Origin of the sequence: Nonomuraea turcica (genome assembly GCF_030718205.1) — a bacterium.
Lineage (GTDB): Bacteria > Actinomycetota > Actinomycetes > Streptosporangiales > Streptosporangiaceae > Nonomuraea.
In genome coordinates this window covers 63644-82077 of the sequence record NZ_JAUZQF010000012.1, presented here as the reverse complement: position 1 = coordinate 82077, position 18434 = coordinate 63644, and the positions used below count along the sequence as shown (strand labels likewise).

At 69.1% G+C, this 18434-nt stretch carries 20 protein-coding genes and 3 pseudogenes; 10 read left to right on the top strand and 13 right to left on the bottom strand.

All coding sequences use genetic code 11. The features are described from left to right. Positions 1 to 149: 149 nt before the first annotated feature. The 3 genes from Q9G87_RS29705 to Q9G87_RS29695 all read right to left on the bottom strand — a co-directional run bounded on the left by Q9G87_RS29705 (position 150) and on the right by Q9G87_RS29695 (position 2906). Positions 150 to 629, bottom strand: coding sequence for an AAA family ATPase (locus Q9G87_RS29705; RefSeq protein ID WP_305919800.1), 480 nt, complete (start codon positions 627 to 629; stop codon positions 150 to 152). A gap of 342 nt (positions 630 to 971) precedes the next feature. After that, the gene (locus Q9G87_RS29700) at positions 972 to 1511 is read right to left on the bottom strand and encodes an RICIN domain-containing protein (protein ID WP_305919799.1); all 540 of its coding nucleotides are present in this window, start codon (positions 1509 to 1511) and stop codon (positions 972 to 974) included. A 438-nt stretch (positions 1512 to 1949) separates the two neighbouring features. Next, the gene (locus tag Q9G87_RS29695; protein ID WP_305919798.1) at positions 1950 to 2906 is read right to left on the bottom strand and encodes an oxidoreductase; all 957 of its coding nucleotides are present in this window, start codon (positions 2904 to 2906) and stop codon (positions 1950 to 1952) included. Positions 2907 to 3008: 102 nt separating this feature from the next. Between Q9G87_RS29695 and Q9G87_RS29690 the strand changes: the two genes are divergently transcribed. Continuing rightward, positions 3009 to 3662, top strand: coding sequence for a TetR/AcrR family transcriptional regulator (locus Q9G87_RS29690; protein ID WP_305919797.1), 654 nt, complete (start codon positions 3009 to 3011; stop codon positions 3660 to 3662). On the opposite strand, the gene Q9G87_RS60825 is transcribed toward Q9G87_RS29690, so the two are convergent. Continuing rightward, positions 3571 to 3795, bottom strand: a complete 225-nt coding sequence (locus Q9G87_RS60825; RefSeq protein ID WP_371825855.1) for a M55 family metallopeptidase — start codon at positions 3793 to 3795, stop codon at positions 3571 to 3573. The genes Q9G87_RS29690 and Q9G87_RS60825 overlap by 92 nt on opposite strands. Positions 3796 to 3923: 128 nt before the next feature. Here Q9G87_RS60825 and Q9G87_RS29685 point away from each other — a divergent pair, with 128 nt between their 5' ends. Then, positions 3924 to 4823, top strand: coding sequence for an MBL fold metallo-hydrolase (locus tag Q9G87_RS29685; RefSeq protein WP_305919796.1), 900 nt, complete (start codon positions 3924 to 3926; stop codon positions 4821 to 4823). Between the two features lie 202 nt (positions 4824 to 5025). Here Q9G87_RS29685 and Q9G87_RS29680 read toward each other — a convergent pair whose 3' ends face one another. Next, complete coding sequence (locus Q9G87_RS29680) at positions 5026 to 5463, bottom strand: type II toxin-antitoxin system VapC family toxin (protein ID WP_305919795.1); 438 nt, start codon at positions 5461 to 5463, stop codon at positions 5026 to 5028. Next, a complete protein-coding gene (locus Q9G87_RS29675; protein ID WP_305919794.1) occupies positions 5460 to 5732 on the bottom strand; it encodes a CopG family transcriptional regulator in 273 nt (90 codons plus the stop codon). The genes Q9G87_RS29680 and Q9G87_RS29675 overlap by 4 nt, the downstream gene beginning before the upstream one ends. Between Q9G87_RS29675 and Q9G87_RS29670 the strand changes: the two are divergent. The 4 genes and pseudogenes from Q9G87_RS29670 to Q9G87_RS29655 all read left to right on the top strand — a co-directional run. Further along, a pseudogene (locus Q9G87_RS29670) lies at positions 5670 to 6053 on the top strand (type II toxin-antitoxin system RelE/ParE family toxin); the annotation flags it as partial. The gene Q9G87_RS29675 and the pseudogene Q9G87_RS29670 overlap by 63 nt on opposite strands. A 79-nt stretch (positions 6054 to 6132) precedes the next feature. Further along, positions 6133 to 6255: a hypothetical protein gene (locus Q9G87_RS29665; protein ID WP_305920070.1), complete on the top strand. Its 123-nt coding sequence runs from the start codon at positions 6133 to 6135 to the stop codon at positions 6253 to 6255. Continuing rightward, on the top strand, positions 6252 to 6434 hold the full coding sequence (locus Q9G87_RS29660) for a helix-turn-helix domain-containing protein (RefSeq protein WP_305920058.1): 183 nt from the start codon (positions 6252 to 6254) through the stop codon (positions 6432 to 6434). The genes Q9G87_RS29665 and Q9G87_RS29660 overlap by 4 nt, the downstream gene beginning before the upstream one ends. A 163-nt stretch (positions 6435 to 6597) precedes the next feature. Continuing rightward, positions 6598 to 6882: pseudogene (locus Q9G87_RS29655) on the top strand (type I glutamate--ammonia ligase); the annotation flags it as partial. A 338-nt stretch (positions 6883 to 7220) separates the two neighbouring features. Here Q9G87_RS29655 and Q9G87_RS29650 read toward each other — a convergent pair. Together Q9G87_RS29650 and Q9G87_RS29645 are read right to left on the bottom strand one after the other, a co-directional pair. Continuing rightward, the gene (locus Q9G87_RS29650; RefSeq protein WP_305919793.1) at positions 7221 to 8516 is read right to left on the bottom strand and encodes an MFS transporter; all 1296 of its coding nucleotides are present in this window, start codon (positions 8514 to 8516) and stop codon (positions 7221 to 7223) included. Continuing rightward, positions 8509 to 9108 (bottom strand): helix-turn-helix domain-containing protein, encoded by a 600-nt coding sequence (locus Q9G87_RS29645; protein WP_305919792.1) that lies wholly within the window; start codon positions 9106 to 9108, stop codon positions 8509 to 8511. The genes Q9G87_RS29650 and Q9G87_RS29645 overlap by 8 nt, the downstream gene beginning before the upstream one ends. A 317-nt stretch (positions 9109 to 9425) precedes the next feature. Between Q9G87_RS29645 and Q9G87_RS29640 the strand changes: the two genes are divergently transcribed. The 3 genes from Q9G87_RS29640 to Q9G87_RS29630 all read left to right on the top strand — a co-directional run bounded on the left by Q9G87_RS29640 (position 9426) and on the right by Q9G87_RS29630 (position 11601). Next, on the top strand, positions 9426 to 9947 hold the full coding sequence (locus Q9G87_RS29640) for a hypothetical protein (protein ID WP_305919791.1): 522 nt from the start codon (positions 9426 to 9428) through the stop codon (positions 9945 to 9947). 258 nt (positions 9948 to 10205) lie between these two features. After that, positions 10206 to 11060, top strand: a complete 855-nt coding sequence (locus Q9G87_RS29635; protein ID WP_305919790.1) for an FG-GAP repeat domain-containing protein — start codon at positions 10206 to 10208, stop codon at positions 11058 to 11060. A 358-nt stretch (positions 11061 to 11418) separates the two neighbouring features. After that, a complete protein-coding gene (locus Q9G87_RS29630; protein WP_305919789.1) occupies positions 11419 to 11601 on the top strand; it encodes a hypothetical protein in 183 nt (60 codons plus the stop codon). On the opposite strand, the gene Q9G87_RS29625 is transcribed toward Q9G87_RS29630, so the two are convergent. Genes Q9G87_RS29625 through Q9G87_RS29610 form a run of 4 tightly spaced genes read right to left on the bottom strand, consistent with a single transcriptional unit; the run spans position 11591 to position 16963 of the window. Beyond that, positions 11591 to 12289: a B3/B4 domain-containing protein gene (locus Q9G87_RS29625; RefSeq protein ID WP_305919788.1), complete on the bottom strand. Its 699-nt coding sequence runs from the start codon at positions 12287 to 12289 to the stop codon at positions 11591 to 11593. The genes Q9G87_RS29630 and Q9G87_RS29625 overlap by 11 nt on opposite strands. A 56-nt stretch (positions 12290 to 12345) precedes the next feature. Next, positions 12346 to 12957 (bottom strand): GNAT family N-acetyltransferase, encoded by a 612-nt coding sequence (locus tag Q9G87_RS29620; RefSeq protein WP_305919787.1) that lies wholly within the window; start codon positions 12955 to 12957, stop codon positions 12346 to 12348. 8 nt (positions 12958 to 12965) lie between these two features. Continuing rightward, a complete protein-coding gene (locus Q9G87_RS29615) occupies positions 12966 to 14000 on the bottom strand; it encodes a hypothetical protein (RefSeq protein ID WP_305919786.1) in 1035 nt (344 codons plus the stop codon). Positions 14001 to 14032: 32 nt separating this feature from the next. Further along, positions 14033 to 16963 carry a bifunctional [glutamine synthetase] adenylyltransferase/[glutamine synthetase]-adenylyl-L-tyrosine phosphorylase gene (locus Q9G87_RS29610; protein WP_305919785.1) on the bottom strand — a complete coding sequence of 977 codons (2931 nt, stop codon included), beginning with the start codon at positions 16961 to 16963 and terminating at the stop codon, positions 14033 to 14035. 174 nt (positions 16964 to 17137) lie between these two features. On the opposite strand from Q9G87_RS29610, the pseudogene Q9G87_RS29605 reads away from it, so the two are divergent. Then, positions 17138 to 17380 (top strand): annotated as a pseudogene (locus tag Q9G87_RS29605) (HXXEE domain-containing protein); the annotation flags it as partial. A gap of 314 nt (positions 17381 to 17694) precedes the next feature. Here Q9G87_RS29605 and Q9G87_RS29600 read toward each other — a convergent pair. Next, positions 17695 to 18378, bottom strand: coding sequence for a type 1 glutamine amidotransferase (locus Q9G87_RS29600; RefSeq protein ID WP_305919784.1), 684 nt, complete (start codon positions 18376 to 18378; stop codon positions 17695 to 17697). Positions 18379 to 18434: the final 56 nt, after the last annotated feature.

Sequence of the window (18434 nt, the reverse complement as noted above, 5' to 3'; positions counted from 1 at the left end):
TGCGGGTTCACCGGAACGGTCGCCGCGCGACTCGGGTGCGTTATCGGTACATCAGCAGCCCAGCAAGATCGAATGTGGGTTTTGGGCTTATGTGGGCCGGGCCCCTAGAGGCGGTGAGGCTGGAGTACCTGTTTCTGCAACCCCTGTGGTCACGGCGTCGTTTGCGCGAGTTCCTCAAGCTGCTGGACGACCTTGTCGATCGGCGCAGAAGCGTCAATCTCGACTGTGGAGGTGGCTCTGAGCAGCGGCTCCACGTTGGCCAGGTCGCGCAAGATGGCGTCACGTTCCTCAGGGCGCTTGCCGAAGGGGTTGTTGGTTCGCGTCGCGATGCGGGCAAGCATGATCTCAGCGGGAGCACTGAGCAGGACGACGTGGTCGAATTGCGGGTAGAACCGACCCTGATTGGACTTGCAGCCAGCCACGAAGAGGGCGCCCTCACCGTGGTTGGCGAGCAGGTCGCTGATGGCCGGCTCCCGCCACACCCAATCAGTGGATCCGTCCGACAGGGTCACCCAGTGGCTCCACTGGTCGGTGTCAGTATCGACGGCGCGATGACCCCGGGCGGCCAGCATCTCTAACGCCGTGGACTTGCCGGTGCCCGACATCCCCGTGACCAGGATCTTCGCCATCAGCCGAGACTACTGAACCGCCCCGATCTCGGTCGGCTTCATGTCACCCACGTTGGCGATCTGCTGGCGTCCGGCTATGGGTTTGCGTAGTCCCCGCAACTCGGGGACTACGGAAACCCACTCGGCTCGCTATGCTGGCCGCCGCCAGTAAGTGATCATCGTGTTGCGACGACCCCTCGAATACACCATCGGTGCCGGGCCGTTTCCGTTGCGCACTGCGGAGCTTTCCGGTGTGTCCGAAGTCGGTAGATGATGGCGGTCGTGAGCAACGTTGAGGGCGTGTGGGCGAGAGATGGTCATTACCCGGCCGACAGGCCATCAAGACCGTGTGCGGCGGTGATGTCAGCCGGCGGGACGTCTCCAGAGCTGCGAGGAGTTGCCGTTGCAGAACCGCAACTCCACCACTAGGCCGTCCTGTGACCCCGGTGTGGCGACACAGTGGCTCGCGGTGCCGGAGATTCTCGACCCCAGCAGGTTGTTCCCGATACCGAAGGTCCAGTTCTCGTTGCTGATATTGGCGCACCCCCACTGATCAACACGGCCTCCGTTGAAGGCCCCATCGCGGACTTCGAGGCAGTAGCCACTGCCCCTGTTCTTTAGGTGCATCTTGTTGCCGGAGAGGTACTGGACCACCCATTGCTGAGCGTAGGTCCCGTTGCAGGTCTGCTGAATGATCACATCTCCCTCTTCGAAGGTCCTCGGCTGAAGACATTTGCCGTTCTGGACGCTCACGAGCTTGACGATCTCGCTTTCGGCCTGCGCCGGTGCCGCTGCTAGCCCGACACTGGCTGTTATCGCCGTCGTGAATAACAGCGCGATGAGTGGCTTTCGCATGACGTTCCTTTCATGGTGATCGGCGTCCACGGCGATGGAACGATCCATCGCTCGCTGCACGCTCTTGTATGTGCTTTTAGACCTAGGCGTTCCAAGCCGTTCCGGCACGGGACAGGCCGCGGAACGGCAGCGGGCCGGTGCCGGAGGTGCAAGCCCGGCTTGACGTGTCCCTTCGCCCGTTCACCTTCCACGGTCATCGGACGCCAATGGTCACAGCCGGGCTTGCGGCGGAGGAGGCGGGCTGCTGGGCTTGCCTGGGTCCCCGTCGAATGGGCACCCATCTCGAGCCCATAGCGTCACTGCCCGCTGCGGATCACGTCGTACACGTCGCGGTTCAGGCGGGTGTCACCGAGCGCGGTGTGCTTGGTCGCAGGTCCTTCTTGACGCCGACGATCTCCCACGGGCTGTCTGCGGCGCCCTGCAGCCAGCCCGACGAACCGGCGTGGGACGAGGCCGTCCTGTGGACGTACTCATAGGCGATGAACGCTACGGCAGGCGTGTCGCTGTGGCGGTGGATAGGGCATAGGTGACGCCGGTAAGCCGTTCGGACAGCCGCCACAGGCGAGCGGCTGTGGCGGTGTCGCGGATGGCGCGCTCGCGAGTACGACGAGTTGGCTCGCCACGCAGTTGCAGCGGCCCGTCGGGAACGATGTAGCTGCCGCCGGGCAGGTCCTGCATGGTCGCTGCGTACAGGGAGGTCTTCGCGCCTTCCGGGGTGGGCCGGAAGGCCACGCGCACCAGCAGGCGGGTGAGGGTCGCATACAGCCGTCCTCTGCCGCTGTTGGCGCCCCCGGTGAGCACGTTGGTGCGGGTGAGTCCGGGCGCGACGGCCATACTGCGCAGCTTCAGCCGGGCGGCGTCGGCCCGGCGCTGCAGTTCCATGGCGAAGTAGAGGTTGGCCTGCTTGGACTGCACATAGGCGAACGCCGTGCGGTAGCTGCGCTCGGCGTTGAGGTTTTCCAGGTCGAAGCGGGCGAAGCGCTGCCCCTCACTGCTGACGGTTACCACCCGTGGATCGGGCGTGGCGAGCAGATGCGGCAGAAGCAGGCCGGTCAGCGCGAAGGTCCCCAGATGGTTGATGCCGAACTGCGACTCGAACCCGTCGGAGGTCAGGGCATGGGGCACCATCGCCACCCCGGCGTTGTTGACCAGCAGGTCGAGCCGGTCGTGGTTCCAACCGGAGGCGAATTCTCGGATGGAGGTCAGACTGCTCAGGTCCACCCGGCGGAGTTCCAGGTGAGCGCCGGGCACCTCGCCCCGCATGTGGATGAGCGCGGCCTGGCCGCGTTCGAGGTCGCGGCAGGCCAGCACGACGTGTGCACCACGGCGGGCCAGCTCGCGGGCGGTGACGTAGCCGATGCCGCTGTTGGCTCCGGTCACCACAGCGACGCGCCCGGTCAGTTCGGGGATGGTACGGAAGGTCCAGGGGGAAGAGCTGCGCATGATGTGCCACCTCAAGGGAACGCAGGCGAATGTATCGCAACTTTGAGTTGCGATACATTCATCTTGCCACTCACCTCGTGAATATCGCAACTTGGAGTTGCAATGCAGTCCGATCATTCCGCCGCCAGGCCGGTCGGCCGCGGCGCCAAAGTACGCGCCGCCGTCCACGCCGCCACGCTCGCCGAGCTCGTGGACAAGGGCTACGCCGCGTTGACCGTCGAGAACATCGCCCAGCGCGCGGGAGTCCACAAGACCACGGTGTACCGGCGGTGGAAAGATCGAGAGATCCTGCTCACCGACGCCCTCGCCGAGCACATGGCAACGGACATCCCCCTCCCTGACACCGGAGCGATCGAGACCGACCTGCGAGCGCTGGCACGCTCGCTCGTCCAGGCGTTCACCAGTCCGACCGGGCAAGCCATCCTCGCCGCCATGTTCACCGGGGCAGCCCGCCTTCCGGAGATCGCCGCCGCCCGGCGTCACGTATTCGACGACCGGCTCGCCAGAGCCGAACCGGTGGTGACGCGGGCCATCGAACGCGGCGAACTGCCCAGGGACACCGATCCCGCCGAGCTGTTGAAGACCCTGGCCGCACCGATCTACCTGCGACTGCTCATCACCGCCGATCCAGTCGACGAAGCGACCGCCGATCAGGCGGTGCGCGTCACACTCGCCGCCGCACACGCCGGCGCCCTGCGGCTGGCGCGCGACGCGAGCCGGCGACCGGATGAGGACCCTGGGGCAGCAGCGCGCTGAACTCTTCGCACGCCGCGTTGTCGCCGCCGGCCAGCACGACGGACACGCCGTTCGAGCCCGCCAGCAGGATGTTGATCCCGATCACGCCGTGCGAACTGTCACTGATGCGGACGTCGAGGATGGTGTCGGCCATGGTGCGGGCCGGCATGCTTCAACTCATCGTCGTGCTCACACTGACCGGGGCCCGCGAGCACAGCACGTTCAGGAGCCGTGGGTGGAGCGAGTCAACACCCGCGTGCAAGGCATGGCAGGATCGCGGCCATGTCCCTCAGCGTTCCCCGCCTCCGGATCGGCTCGACCGAGATCATCGCCCTCGCCGATGGCGAGGGCCCATTCTTCTCCCCGCGCGCCGAGGCCTTCCCCGAGGCCACGGCCGCTCAGTGGGCCGAGGCCGACCGCTACGACCCGGGCGCGGTCGACGCCGAGGGCCGCTGGCGGCTCCAGTTCCGCGCGTACGCGATCCGCAGCGACAAGGGCCTCACCATCGTGGACGCCGGGATCGGTCCAGCGGACAGCCCGGCCCGCTCGTGGGCGCCCGTGCCCGGCACGCTCCCCGAATCGCTCGCCGCCGCGGGCATCGACCCGGCCGAGGTCGACACCGTGGTGCTCACGCATCTGCACACCGACCACGTCGGATGGGCGGTCGTGACCGAGGCGGCCGTCCCATCTGGGGGCGGCGCGGTGGACGGCAACGCTTCGACCAGCAGCGCGGTGGGCGGCGCCCCTGCGCCCGGCAGCGCGACCAGCGACCGCCGCCCCTACTTCCCGAACGCCGAATACCTGCTCCAGCGGGCCGAGTTCGACGCCCTCGACGCGCTCAACCCGCAGCTTCGCGAGACCCTCACCGACCCGCTCGCGGCGGCCGGCCGGCTCCGGCTCCTCGACGGGGACACGCCGCTGCGCGCCGGGCGCACGGTCGCCACGCCCGGTCACACACCCGGGCACCAGAGCGTGCTGGTCACCCACGGGCGCGAGCTGGCGCTCGTCACCGGCGACCTCCTGGTGCACGCGCTCCAGCTACTCCACCCCGAGCTCGCCTACTCGCACGAGATCGACCCTGAGGCGGCCCGGCACTCAAGGGAGCGCATGCTCGGCCACGAAACCGCCACCACGCTGCACCTGGCGACACCGCATCTGACGGAGCCGTTCATCTCGGCGTGATCGCGGCCGCCCGAGCCATTCGGCACGGGTCAGGCCGCGAGGGCATGCAGACGCTCCAATTTCACGGTGGTCTCGTCGTCGACGGGACTGAAGACCGTGAGGCGGCAGCCGCCTCCGGACTGGAGCTACATCCGATCTACGTACAGGCACAGCACGCCAACTACCCTTGCCCGATCCGGGCGAAGCTACTGGCCAGTGGCAGTCAAACTGGAATGACCTTGACCTTGGAGCGGTCAGCGCCCCACTCCAGGCTCGAGCGGTCCAATCGCTCTCCGAGGAGTCTCACCAGATCATCTACGTCGGACGTAAGGATCGTGACGGGCTTGTCGGAGACTGCGATTGCCGTCGCGGTGACCATGGCGTCGATGGCGTATTTATGGCCATGCAAACCTGCGGATTTGAGCAGGTCTGACGCCTGTCGGGCAAGATGCTTCGTGAGCGGTTCCACTGTGAGCCTGGACAGCGTCCAGGCCAGCCGCGCGGGATGAACCTTGTCGTGGTCCGCCTCAACGATCGTGGCGGCGCTGATGACGACGCGAATGTCATCCTCGAGTGCCGCGGCGAATCGGGCGGTCATCTTCCGGTCGGCTCGCAGGTACAGGGAAAGAGCTACGCTGTCCAGGATCCATGTGCCGCTCACGCCACCTCGCCATGGCTGCCGAGTCCGTGCATCTCTTCCCGGGCCGCTTGAATCTCCGCTGAGGTGAGCGGTCCATGGATTTCTTCGTTTGCTCTGATGAGAGCGGCCAGATTGTCGCGCTCGATCTGCCGTCGGACTGCGGCCTCCACATACGGGGACACGCCGCGCTTGCCGACACGGTCGCGGACCGACTCGATAACACTCGAATGGAACGAGATCGAAACGGAGACCGTAGGGTCCACATCGTGTATTTCAGTGCCTTCGTCCATGACCCAACTCTAGCAAAAGTTTTGTTAGAGGCACCCAGGCGGCGGGAGAATGTGAGAGACGTCCAGGCCCTCGTTCGGGCCATTCTCGGAAGGCGTCCCTGCCGAGACGGTCGGCCTCGTCAAGCCAGCTCTGGGCCGACCCTGGCAGATGCCCTGAGAGGTGCTCGGGTAGCCAACCTGAAGGAGTTGCGGCCGGGATCATCGGGGCGCAGCGAGATCCGCATCCTGTTCGCGTTCAACCCGTGGCGTGAGGCGATCATGCTGATTGGCGGCGATAAGTCCGGTAACTGGTCGGGCTGGTGCCGCGAGTGGATCCCCTGGGCGGAAGCGCGCCACGAGCAGTATTTGAAGGAAAGGGAGAACGGGAAGCGGAAGAGGGGCAGCGGTAAGCGGACACAACATGTGGGATCGGAAAGCGGTCGCGGCCCAGTTCACGCCGGAGGAGCAGGCGCAGGCGCGGCGTGTAACCGACGCCTACGTGGTCGGCCGTCGGCTTGCCGCGCAACGCAAGCCGACGGGCTGACGCAGGCGCAGGTGGCCGAACGCATGGGCGTCACCAAGGGCCGAGTCTCGCAGATCGAGCGCGGCGACGTGGCCACCATGGAACTGGTCGGCCGCTACGCGGCGGCCATCGGCTGGCACGTCCGGACAGTGCTGGCCAAGGACAGCGGCGAGATCATCCCCTTGTACGACGCCGTATAACCCAGGCAAGTCCCCGCAAGAATGCGCCACTCCCCTTGGCTTCGCGCTCGGCGTGCCCGATGACGCGACGTTCCATCGATGCCCCAGGCCTGCACCATGGGGTTGAGGTCGGACACGTGCGACCAGAGCGTTCCGCTGCTTCCTCCGAGTAACTCCCGTGCCCGCAGATGGCATCGGGCTCCGCGTGCCGGACCCGTCCTGCAACCCGTACTTCGCCTTCTCGGCCATGCTGATGGCGGGCATCGACGGCATCCGCAACAAGATCGAGCCGCCGGAGCCGGTCGACAAGGACCTCTACGAGCTGCCGCCGGAAGAGGCCCGCAACATCCCGCCGGCGCCCGGCTCGCTCACCGCCGTGCTCAACGCCCTGGAAGAGGACCACGACTACCTGCTCGAGGGCGGCGTGTTCACGCCTGACCTGATCGAGACATGGATCGCCTACAAGCGGGAGAGCCACTTCACCGAAGGGCTCGCCCAGGCCGCGATCGAGAAGGACCTGCGGGTGGCCTGGTTCACCCTGGAGACGTTGAGCGCCGCCATCGGCAAGTCGAAGGTCGACGCCTCCACCGCACGCACCGTGGCCCGGATCTGCCGCGCGGACCTCATCGTCATCGACCTATGCCGACATCGCGATTATGCCGAGCGCCGAGCCGCGGGAGCTTGCTGAGAGGTGTCTTCGAACTCCTTATGTGATCTTGAGGAACTGAGAGATCGGTTCGAGATCAGAGAAGACGCTGAATAGCGATATCGCGAAGAGGTCCGTATCGAAGCACGCGTCATCGCGGGTCAATGGGCATGACGCTCTGATTTCAGCACAATGAGCAGACCCGCCGTGATGAGCCCGCCGGCGTGCAGGCAGAGCGTTGGGACAATGCCGAGCCGTTCGCCGAGCACGCCCGCCAGCGCCATCCCGAGCAACGAGGTAGCGGCCTGGGCGCTGATGAGAAGCCCGAACACCGCGCCCAACCGGTCCTCGCTGGTGACCGTCTGGGCGAATGTGGTCAGCCCCGCCATCGCTGCCGCGGCCGGTATCCCGGCCAGGCCGATCAGCGTGATGGCCGGCCACAGCTCACGCGTCAGGAGTGGGTAGGTGAACAGCGCCAGGTCGGCCAAGCCGAAGACGACCGTCCCCCACCCAAACAGCGCCCGTGGCGAGGCGTTCCCCGGGCGGGCGGCGACCGCCAGACCGCCAGCGATCCCGCCGACTGCCTGCGCCGACAGGAACAGCCCGTACGCGTCCCCTTTTCCGCCGAGCACGTCCGCCACGAACGGTGCCGCGAGCGTCCCGAAGATGCCTTCGCCCAGCCCTGTGATCACCATGTATGCCACCAGCAGGCGCACGCCGAGGTTCTTTCTGGCCAGCCGCAGCCCGGAGACCCACTGCCCGCCTATCGTCGCTGTCGCGGCCGCGGCGCGGGCGGGCGTCCGCAAGCGCGCCAGCAGCGGCGCGGAGATCAGGAAGCCGGCCACGCCGATCCAGACAACGGCGGCCAGCCCGCCCGCGCCGACCGCGACCCCGCCCGCGAGCGCGCCCAGCAGCCTGGCGGCCTGGCCGCTCTGCCCGTGCAACGCGTTGGCCCTGACGAGCTGCGAGGCGGCCACGATCTGTGGCACGAGGGCTTTCTGGGCGGGGGATAGGACTGTGCTGAGCACGCCCGTCCACAAGGCGACGGCGTAGACGATCCACACCTGACCCGGCTCGCGTACCACCAGCAGAGGCAGCAGCCCCAGCGCGAGCAGCACGTCCGTGATCACCAGCAGCCTGCGGCGGTCCCACCGGTCGGCGAGCACCCCCGCCAGCGAGCCGAGCAGGACGTCCGGTAACCGGGCGGCCAGCAGCATGGTGGCGCTGGACAGTGTGGACCCGGTGAGCACGTAGACGTGGTACGCAAGGCCGGTGCTGACAACCCAGTCACCGGTCTGCGAGATCAGCCCGGCCGAGAGCAGCCGCCGATAGTCCTGGTTCCCCCCAATCAGGCCCCGGATCCCGCCCGGCGCCTCCGCTGTCGACTTCTCGGGAGCGCTCGTAGCCTCCCCCGCCGCTTCCTCTCCCGGCAGGGTGGCGTCCCTGGCGTCAGTCACCGGTGCCGGTGGTCGGGAGCGGAACCAGGAGGGTGGCCAGCAGGACGGGCCGGGCGCCCTCCGGCCGCTCGGACGGGTCGGCGATCCGCGCCATCAGCGGCTCCAGCAGGCGATCGACCGCGGCGTCGAACGAGGCGAGTTCGTCGGGCGTGACGTAGAGGTAGGAGCTGCCGATCCCGCCGACCTTCCGCCACGCGTCCGGCTCGTCCATACGGCGCTCCTGCCATTCGGCCAGCCGTGACAGCGCCCGTTCGGCGATGACCTGTTCCAGCAGGCCCCGGGCGGCCGAGGCCTCGGGGGTCGACTCGGCATCGGACCACTCCTGGGTGAGTGATGTCGCCTTCCATGGCCGTTCCCGTTCGTCGCGCGCCTCGGCCTGCTCCACGAAGCCGTACCTGGCGAGTTGCCGCAGGTGGTAGGAGGCCAGCGCCTGGCTGATGCCGACCTCGCGGGCGGCGTCCGCGGCGGTCGTGGCGCCAGCCCGCATCAGCAGCTCGTGCAGTGCCAGGCGCACGGGATGGGCAAATGCCCGCATGGCGGCCGGGTCGTCGAGCACCCGTCGTGGCCGCCTCCTCCAGGATTCCAAAGACATGCTTGGAATCTTTGATCAGCACCGAACATATGTCAAGGGAACCTTTGGAATGGTGACGCAGACCAATCAAGGCGTGTTTGATGCGCGAGATGCACGTACGGATCAGGCTGCCTGGGCGGAGCAGGGGTTGCGCCGCCCAGCGCTCGGCATAGTCACAGATCGAGCGGAGTCTCGTTCGTGGGAGCAAGAGGGCTCTCGCGAAGGAGGCGAGTGCGATGGCGGGCACGAGGAGGAAGCCTGGCCAGCTGGGGCCGCAGGTCGAGGGCTACCGAGCATGGCTCGTGCAGCGAGGCTACACGGCGGGCACGGTCCGAAACATGCTCACCGACCTGGGCCGGGTCGAGCGCTGGCCGGAGGATACGCGGCTCCGGGTCGACCAACTCGACGAGGAGCGGATGGCGACGTTCCTCACGCGCGCGGCGCCAAGCCGGCCAGCGACGGATCCTGGGACCGCGGGCGTGGTGTCGCTGCTGACCTACCTGCGCAAGGCCGGGGTCATCGTGGCGGAGCAGCCATCGGCCACGCCGCTGGAGACGCTGCTGGATGGTCCGCGCCGCCGCCATCCACGACCGACGCGCCGCCGTCCTGGCCGCCGCTCAAGCCACCTACCCCGAACGGTTCGCCAGTGGCGGCACCCCCACCCCGCCCGCCCTGCCCGGCCCCGCCTGGATCAACAAACCCAAGCCCGAGACAGACAACGAGGACGCCGCAAGGAATCCGACACAGAATTAGCCCAGCTCAACTGCCTTGATCAAATTAGGTTCCGTAACGTCTCTCTGACCGGGGAGGGATTAGGCACCCTCCAGGATCAAGGCACGCTCAGGGCACTCCAGCGATGATCGGAACGCCTGGCTCGAGGGCTTCCCTGGCCCTGGCAGAAGCTTCGGGAGGAGGTGGCCGTACAGGTCCACGGTCGTGGAGATCGACTCATGCCCGAGCCACTTGGAGACCGGAAATCGGGACACTCTCGGCGAGAGCCGTACTGGCGAAGGTGTGTCCTGCCGATCGGATCGCATACCGCCGATATACCGCTGTCCCGTAGGTTGCTGCGCCGTACAGGAAAAATCAACAAAATCAACTGGAAGGTGTGAAGTTCAATGATGGGGACGCGATTCGGCAGGCTGGCGCTCATAGCCGGTGTGGGCGTCGTGATGGCGGCGTCAACCGTGATCTTGCCGGCGACCGCGACGGCGGCCAACGGCACGAAGGGAGCGGCCACACCGGACTTCAACGGCGACGGGGTGGGCGACATCTTCTCGACCAAAACCGGGACGCTCAACATCTGGTACGGCAAGGGAAACAACACGTTCTCCGCCCGGAAGACGATCGGCGGCGGCTGGGCGGCCTACGGCCGGCCGATCCCGGGTGACTACGCCGGCCAGGACGGCATCGCCGACCTGATTGCGGTCAAGAAGAGTGACGGGCAACTCCACGGCTGGATAGGCAAGGGCGGTAACACGTTTGCCAGCCCCCGGCAGGTCAAGCTTGGATACGACGGCCGCCCGTACGCGGACACCTTGGCGGCCCTACCCGACGTCAACAAAGACCGCCGCCCCGACATCGCGGCCAGCCGCGACGGCGTCATCTACGTCGTGAGCTCCAAGGACCGCAAGGCGCACAGAGTCCCCGGCACCTGGACGGCCTTCACCACACCGATCGCCGGCGACTTCAACGGCGACGGCATCGGCGACCTGATAGCGGTCAAGAAGGGCACCGGCTCCCTGCACGTCGCGAACGGCAGGGGCGCCGACAACTTCACCATGCCCATCCAAATCGGACCGGGCTGGGGGCAGTACGCCCGCACCCTGATGTCCCTCGGCGACGTCAACAAGGACGGCCGCACCGACATCGCCGCGACCGTCAACGGCACGCTGTACTTGTGGAACGGCAAGGGCAACAACACCTTCGGTAGCCGCCAGACGATCGGAACCGGCTGGGCACCGTACTTCTAGCCGGAGTTTCCAAACCGGCCCCTCCTCGCCAGAAGTTTCGGCTGGCCAGAGACGATGTTGATCTTGCGTTTCTGTATGACCCAAGTGCAGGGTGACAGTCGGCGCAGGTCGAAGATCTTAGAGCGGCCCTGACCGGGCTGCACGCGCCGCCGACGCGGCAGCGGGCCGGGCTCTCCCGCTCGTGCTCCCGTGCCCGTGCCGCAACACGCCCGGCCTTACCGCATGCCTAATGGGGCCGGAGCCAGCGAGACGGGTGAAACCCGGTGCCGGGACCATCAGGCTCCGGGCAGCCAAGATCGTTCCTACCCGTCTATCGGGTTGCCGTGGAAGCCTGCCCGCCTGCCGATGGAAGCGCGGCATGATGGAACTGCTCGCAGGGGCGGGACTGCGCGACGGGGTCTCGGCGGAGGCCGCCGCCCTGACGATCATCACCTCCGTGAACGGGACCGCCGCCACATGGCTGGCCTGCCCCGACCTCTTCTCCCCCGCCGATCAGGCCGAGGCACTGGCCGACGCCGTCCTGTGCGGCATCACACGGTGAACTCGGGCGCCGAGGAGCTGAGGATCGCCGCCCGGGGAGTCACCGGCCAGAGCGCTGCCAGTTCGTCGATGAGCGTGACCATGAGGGACTCGACGTCGGACTGGGCTGTTTCGTGCAGCGCCTCGGCGACGATCAGGACGTCGGCGGTCGTGTCGCGGATGGCCGAATAGCCGCTCTGGCGGTTAGTCCAGCGGCGGGCGTGCGCCATCCGCTCGGCGTCCGCGAAGATCACCTCTCCGGCGGGCGGGTGCTCCCTCTCTCCGGAGAAGGTCACGTAGGTCTCGTCGCCCGCCGCACGCCGCACCTCAACGTATTCCGCGATCTTGGAAGTGTCGAACACCGCGACCGGGATCGCGTACGCGATGGAGACCGCGTTGCACAGGTCGATCAGGGGGTGCAGGCGAGGCAGCGATCCCTCCTTCCTGAAGCGGCGCAGCAGCGATTCCGAGGCGCAGCGGTATTGGGTCGGCTTGAGCCCCATTTTGGAGAACGCCCGGCGCCACGCCTGGATCTCCGGCAGCTCGCCCTCCGACGCGGTGGCCAGTCGTTTGGCGGCGAGCTCGCCGAACGTCGCGATCCGGTCCTCCACGGAGACGCCCGCGCTGACGCCCCGCACGGAGATCACCGCGGGGACGAGCTCGGGAAAGTCACGCCAGATGTCGCTCGAATGCTGGAAACGCACGGTCACCCCCGTCATCGTGGCCACGGAACACACGCCGCACGGCATCCGCCGCGCCGATCACATTACTCGCCATCCGCGGAGGAGGGACGGAGGCGCGGGTTGGGCAATGGGCCGGGGCGGGCGGGGGCGGTACGGGAGGACGTTGTGCCGCGTTTGAGCCGGTAGAGGACGTGCGGGAGCAGCGGGCTGCCCTTCGCGACCCGGGGATGGTCGAAGTCCGCCTCGTACGTCATGCCGAGGCGCTCCATGACGGCGCGGGAACGCAGGTTGCGCGCGGCGGTCATCGAGATGATGTCCTCGAGGCCAGCCTCGGTGAAGGCGTAGCCGACGGCCTGCCTGGCCGCCTCGATGGCGTACCCGTGACCCCAGGCCGGGCGGGCCAGCCGCCACCCGACCTCCACGGCGGGCAGGAACGGCGCGTCGAAGGTCTGCCAGCCCAGTCCGGTGAAGCCGATGAACTCCCCGCTCTCGCGTACCTCCAGAGCCCACAGGCTGAATCCGTGCTTGTCGAAGTGCTGCTCGATCTTGTCAACCATGACGTCGCTCTGCTCCCGGGTGAGCGTCCCCGGGAAGTGCTCCATCACCTCGGGGTCGGCGTTCATGGCGGCGAAGGGCTCTCTGTCCTCTTCGCGCCACCTGCGCATGATCAGCCGTTCGGTCTCTATCCGGCCCACGATAGGGCTCAGCGCCTGGCCTTGATACCCGTGATGCGGCGGAAGACGTCCCACCAGAACGGCGCGCCGAACAGCAACGCCACGTACGTCAGCAGGAACCCCGGCCAGTGGCTGGGCGTGCTGATCCGGTCCCACCACAGGCCGCCGTTCCAGTGCATGCTCGGGTCGCCCTGCTCCGGGATCGACACGTTGACCAGGCCCTGGTCGAGCATCCTGACCAGGGCCGGCTGGCTGAGCGTCTCGGTGACGCACCGCATCGGGTCCTCGCCGCTGCAGCGGGCCTTGAGCTCGTTGTACGCGTCCGGCCCCGCCTCGGCCACGGCGGTCACCGAGGCGCGGAAGGCGTTGTCACGCAGCAGCGTCTTGGCGTACTCGAGCCCGTCCATCGAGAACACCAGCGTCACCAGCAGGCCGAGCACGGCGACGACCCACTTCACGTAGCGCTTGTACAACATCGACAGCCGCTGCATCTCGCTGTCGAACCAGGTCTCGATGCCCTGCCTGAATCGGTCGAGGTCGCGCTGCGCCGTCTCCCAGATGCCCTTGAGAGGGCCGTACAGGGGGCTGTCGATGGCCTTCAGCTTCTCCAGGAACCGGTCGACGTCGCCGTCCTGCCCCGCGGCCAGCTCCATCACCGCGACCGCGAACCGGCCGGGTGGGATGTTGGCGATGCTGGTGCGGCCGCGTTTGGCGTGGTCGATCTCCCTAACCCGCTCGTACAGCAGGTTGATCATGGAGTCACCGGCCCGATGCTCGGGGTCGGGCAGCCCGCCGGCCTCGGCGGGCGCGGGCAGGTCGCTGTGGCGGGGACGTGGATCGCGCAGGAACGGCAGCGCGGTGAACACGTCGCGTATCTTGGCCGGCAACCATGACCCGGTTTTGTCGTCGGCGCCGTCCATCGTGTCCCTGAGGTAGGCCCACAGAAACTTGCTCCGGATGGCGAGCACCCGCACGAACGCCTCATTGACGCCGCTCACCAGCAGCGACAGCAGCAGGAACGACACCACCAGGCCGAGGGCCAGATCCACGTAAACGGATAACACCGGGCCTTGATACACCGGCGCACCGGGGTGGATCAAGCCCCGTAGAAGACTCGATCTACCACGAGGCGTGCGCGGCGGGTCACGCGGCGGTAATCGTTCAGGAAGTCCTCCGAGCCGTCCGGCGGGTAGCCGAGGGTCTGTGCGAGGAGCTTGCGCTCGCCCGCGTCGCGCGGCACGCTGTCGCCGGGACGGCCCTTGACCAGCATGATCGCGTCCCTGATCCGGGAGGCGAAGCGCCACGATTCGGCCAGCACGGCCTCGTCGGCGGGGGTGAGCAGCTCTTCGGCCACGGCGGCGCGCAGCGCGTCCAGCGTGCGCGTGGTGCGCAGCGACGGCAGCGTGCCCGCGTAGCGCAGTTGCAGCAGCTGGGCCACCCACTCCACGTCGGACAGCCCGCCGGGGCCCAGCTTGGTGTGCAGGCCGGGGTCGGCGCCGCGCGGCAGCCGCTCGGCCTCCATGCGGGCCTTGAGCCGCCTGATCTCCCTGACCGCGTCGTCGTGCAGCCCGCCCTGCGGGTAACGCAGCTCGTCGATCATCTCGGTGAACGCCGCGCCCAGCTCGGCGTCGCCCGCCGAGAACCGGGCGCGCAGCAGCGCCTGCGCCTCCCACGGCGACGACCAGCGGGAGTAGTAGGCGCGGTAGGAGGCGAGCGTGCGCACCAGCGGGCCCTGCCGGCCCTCCGGCCGCAGGTCAGGATCGATGATCAGGGGCGGGTCCGGCGCCGGCAGCGACAGCAGCCTGCGCAGCTCGTTGGCCACGGCGAAGGCGGCGTCCGTGGCCTTGCGCTCCTCGACCCCGGGCTTGGGCCGGTGGACGAACATGACGTCGGCGTCGCTGGCATAGGAGCTCTCCAGGCCGCCCAGCCGGCCCATGGCGATGACGGCGAAGGAGGAGACATCGCCGACCTTGCTGAGCGCGGCGTCCATGGCCGCCTGGAGGGTCACGTCGGTCAGCGACGACAGGGCGCCGCCGACCGTCTCGATGTCGGCGAGCCCGAAGATGTCGGCCACGGCGATGCGGAACAGCTCCTTGCGGCGCAGCGCCCGCACGGCGGCGACGGCGGTCTCCGCGCCGCCGTCCCCGCCGACGTGCCTGGACACCGCGGCGGAGGCCTCGCCGCGCAGCGACTCCCGCGGCCGCACGGCGAGCTCCTCGTCCGAGCCCAGCATGGCGACCGCTTCGGGTGCGTTCATGAGCAGACCGGTCGCGTAGCGGCTGGTGCCGAGCACACGGGACATCCTGGCCGCCACCGCTGTCTCGTCACGCAGCAGCCGCAGATACCACGGCGTGCTGCCCAGCTTGTCGCTGACCTGCCTGAACCCCAGCAGCGCCGCGTCCGGGTCGGGCGTGTCGGCGAACCAGCCCAGCATGACCGGCAGCAGGGTGCGCTGGATCGCGGCCCGCCTGGACACCCCGGAGGTGAGGGCGCCGATGTGGCGCAGCGCCCCGTTCGGGTCGACGTAGCCGAGCGCCTCCAGCCTGGCCGCCGCCGCCGTGGCCGACAGCCGCGCCTCGGACTCCTGCAGCCGCGACACCGCCTGCAGCAGCGGCCGGTAGAAGAGTTTCTCGTGCAGCCGCCGCGCCTCCATGGCGTGCCGCCGCCACCTGGCCGTGAACTCCCCCACCGGGTCGGTCTGCATGCCCAGCGCCCGGCCCAGCCTGCGCAGGTCGCCCTCGCCCGTGGGCACGAGGTGCGTGCGCCGCAGCCGGTGCAGCTGCAGCAGGTGCTCGACCTGGCGCAGGAACGAGTACGCCTCCGCCAGGCTGCGCGAGTCGTCGCGGCCGACGTAGCCTCCTCGGGAGAGCGCGGCGAGCGCGGGGAGCGTGGCCCGGCGGCGCAGCAGCGGGTCGAGCCGCCCGTGCACGAGCTGCAGCAGCTGCACCGCAAACTCGATGTCGCGCAGCCCGCCGGGCCCCAGCTTGAGCTGCCGCTCCCCCTCCGAGCGCACGTGGGCCTCGACCCGGCGGCGCATGGCCTGCACGTCCTCGACGAAGTCCTTGCGGGTGGCCGCCGTCCAGACCATGTCGTTGACCGCCTCGACGTAGGCGGCGCCCAGCTCCATGTCGCCCGCCACCGGCCGGGCCTTGAGCAGCGCCTGGAACTCCCACGTCTTGGCCCAGCGCCGGTAGTAGGCCAGGTGGCTGCCGAGTGTGCGGACCAGCGGCCCGGAGCGGCCCTCGGGACGCAGGCCGGCGTCCACCTCCCACAGCGAGCCCTCGGGCGTGGTCGCGGTGCAGGCCCGCATCATGGCCTGGGCCAGCCTGGTCGCGGTACGCAGTGCCTTGGCCTCGTCGGCGTCCTCGCGCGGCTCGGCCACGAAGATCACGTCCACGTCGCTGATGTAGTTGAGCTCCCTGGCGCCGCACTTGCCCATGCCCACGACCGCGAGGCGTACGTCGCTCGCGTCCACCTCCGCCCGCGCGATGGCCAGGGCGGCCTCCAGCGCGGCGCCCGCGAGGTCGGACAGCTCGGCCATGACCTCCTGGAGCGAGGCCTGGCCGGTCAGGTCGCGCGCCGCCAGGTGCGTGAGCCTGCCCCGGTAGGCGACCCGCAGCGCCACCAGCGTCCTCTCGCCCGTGGCGACCGGCTCGGGGGCATCCGGATCGGCGCCGACCGCGCGCAGCAGCTCGGCTCGCGCCTCGCCCGGCTGCGGCTCGGCCAGCCACGCGATCTGGGCGGGGTGACGGACGAGGTGCTCGCCCAGGGCGGCACTGACGCCGAGCACGGCCAGCAGCCTGACCTTGAGGTCGTCGTCTTGGCGGAGGGTGCCGAGCACGGCGGGCTCGCGCTCGATCAGCCGAGTCAGCGAGACCAGTGCCAGGTCGGGGTCGGCCACGTCCACCAGCGACTCCAGGAGGTCGTCCAGGTCGGTGCCGGCCTGGCGGACGAGCTGGGCCGCCCTGGCGCCGTCGGCGAAGCCGAGCTTGGCGAGGCGCGCGGTGGTCGATTCGATCCTGGGCACCTCTCCATCTTGACAGCACTCGCGCCGGCCGCCGTAGCATCGAACGCAACGTTGCGTTGTGTTTCGGTGGGAGGGGTGAACGTGGGACGGGTGAACGTGGGACGGGTTCCGGCGACGGTGACGTGGGGGCTGCTCGCGGCGTGGGCCGTGCACGACGCGGAGGAGCTGGCGACCATGGCGGGATGGACGCGAGCCGCCCGGCCGCGGCTGGAGGAGCGGCTTCCCTGGATTCCCTGGGAACGGCTGGAGGTGCCGCAGCGGCACGTCAACGTGGCCATCGGGCTCATGGGCGGGGTGATGGCGGGGGCGGCGGCCCTGGGGGCGCGCACGGGCGGGCGGAGCCCGGTCTTCCAGGCGGCGCTGGCCGGCTTCGGCGCGCATGGGGTGGCGCACCTGGCGCAGGTGGCCGCGACCCGTGGGTACATGCCCGGGGCGGTGACCGCCCCCGTGGTGGTGATCCCCTTCTCGGTGTGGGCGTGGCGGCGGCTGCGGTCCGAAGGGGTGCCGGTGCGTTCCGGGCGCGCGGGCCTGGCGGCGACGGCGGCTTTCCCGCTGGTGCTGGGCGGCGTGCATGCGATCGCCCACGCGCTCGCCCACCCGCGCGGCCCGCGCCGGGCGGGTGCCGCGCAGGCCGCGCGGGCGGCGAGCGGACGAGGCGCGACGCCCGGCGCCGAGGGGCCGTGGGTCAGGGGCGGGCCAGACGCTACGTCCAGCGCTCGGTGGGCCGCGGGTCAGGGGCGGGCGGCGGCTCTGACCACGTCGGCGAAGGCCTGCGCGACCGGGCGCCACGTGGTCACGAGGGCCCTTTCGGCGGCCTTGACCTGGGCGTTCAGCTCCTCGGCCGCCTCCAGATCCGACTCGGCCGTCCAGGAGGCGAAGATCTCGGGCGTGGCCTCGGGATGGAACTGGACCGCCCAGGCGGCCTCGCCGAGCCGGTAGGCCTGGTTCGGGTACGGGGAGCCGGTCATCAACGGCACCGCCCCGTCCGGCAGCCGCGTCATGGCGTCCTGGTGATACTGGATGGCCACGGCCGTGCCGACGCCCGACAGCAGCCGGTCGGTGGCGGCCTCGGGCAGCGTGACCACCTCGCATGCGCCCACCTCCAGCCCGCCGGCGCCCCGCTCCACCGTGCCCCCGCAGGCCATGGTGAGCAGCTGCGCCCCCAGGCAGATGGCGAGCGTGGGCGTGGCCTCGTCCACCGCGCGGCGCAGCAGGTCACGGGTGGCCGGCTGCCAGGGGCTGCGCTCGTCCTCCCACGCCGCCGCCGCACCGCCGAGCACGATCAGGCCGTCGGCGGCCCGCTCGGGCACGTCCTCCCCCAGGTACGGCCGCACGACTTCGCAGGTCGCTCCCAGCCAGCCGCCGAGATACCCGAGCCCGGCCTCGGCCTCGTGCTCGATTACGGTGATGCGCATACCAGGTAATTTATCCGGAACTTTCGTCCCAAACGTATCATCCAACACGCCGTGGA

What these genes read in the sequence shown, in the direction of transcription:
- Q9G87_RS29705 (WP_305919800.1), bottom strand. Translation starts at nt 629, where the DNA reads ATGGCGAAGATCCTGGTCACGGGGATGTCGGGCACCGGCAAGTCCACG.
- Q9G87_RS29700 (WP_305919799.1), bottom strand. Translation starts at nt 1,511, where the DNA reads ATGGATCGTTCCATCGCCGTGGACGCCGATCACCATGAAAGGAACGTC.
- Q9G87_RS29695 (WP_305919798.1), bottom strand. Translation starts at nt 2,906, where the DNA reads ATGCGCAGCTCTTCCCCCTGGACCTTCCGTACCATCCCCGAACTGACC.
- Q9G87_RS29690 (WP_305919797.1), top strand. Translation starts at nt 3,009, where the DNA reads ATGCAGTCCGATCATTCCGCCGCCAGGCCGGTCGGCCGCGGCGCCAAA.
- Q9G87_RS60825 (WP_371825855.1), bottom strand. Translation starts at nt 3,795, where the DNA reads ATGGCCGACACCATCCTCGACGTCCGCATCAGTGACAGTTCGCACGGC.
- Q9G87_RS29685 (WP_305919796.1), top strand. Translation starts at nt 3,924, where the DNA reads ATGTCCCTCAGCGTTCCCCGCCTCCGGATCGGCTCGACCGAGATCATC.
- Q9G87_RS29675 (WP_305919794.1), bottom strand. Translation starts at nt 5,732, where the DNA reads ATGGACGAAGGCACTGAAATACACGATGTGGACCCTACGGTCTCCGTT.
- Q9G87_RS29665 (WP_305920070.1), top strand. Translation starts at nt 6,133, where the DNA reads ATGTGGGATCGGAAAGCGGTCGCGGCCCAGTTCACGCCGGAGGAGCAG.
- Q9G87_RS29645 (WP_305919792.1), bottom strand. Translation starts at nt 9,108, where the DNA reads ATGTCTTTGGAATCCTGGAGGAGGCGGCCACGACGGGTGCTCGACGAC.
- Q9G87_RS29640 (WP_305919791.1), top strand. Translation starts at nt 9,426, where the DNA reads ATGCTCACCGACCTGGGCCGGGTCGAGCGCTGGCCGGAGGATACGCGG.
- Q9G87_RS29635 (WP_305919790.1), top strand. Translation starts at nt 10,206, where the DNA reads ATGATGGGGACGCGATTCGGCAGGCTGGCGCTCATAGCCGGTGTGGGC.
- Q9G87_RS29630 (WP_305919789.1), top strand. Translation starts at nt 11,419, where the DNA reads ATGATGGAACTGCTCGCAGGGGCGGGACTGCGCGACGGGGTCTCGGCG.
- Q9G87_RS29600 (WP_305919784.1), bottom strand. Translation starts at nt 18,378, where the DNA reads ATGCGCATCACCGTAATCGAGCACGAGGCCGAGGCCGGGCTCGGGTAT.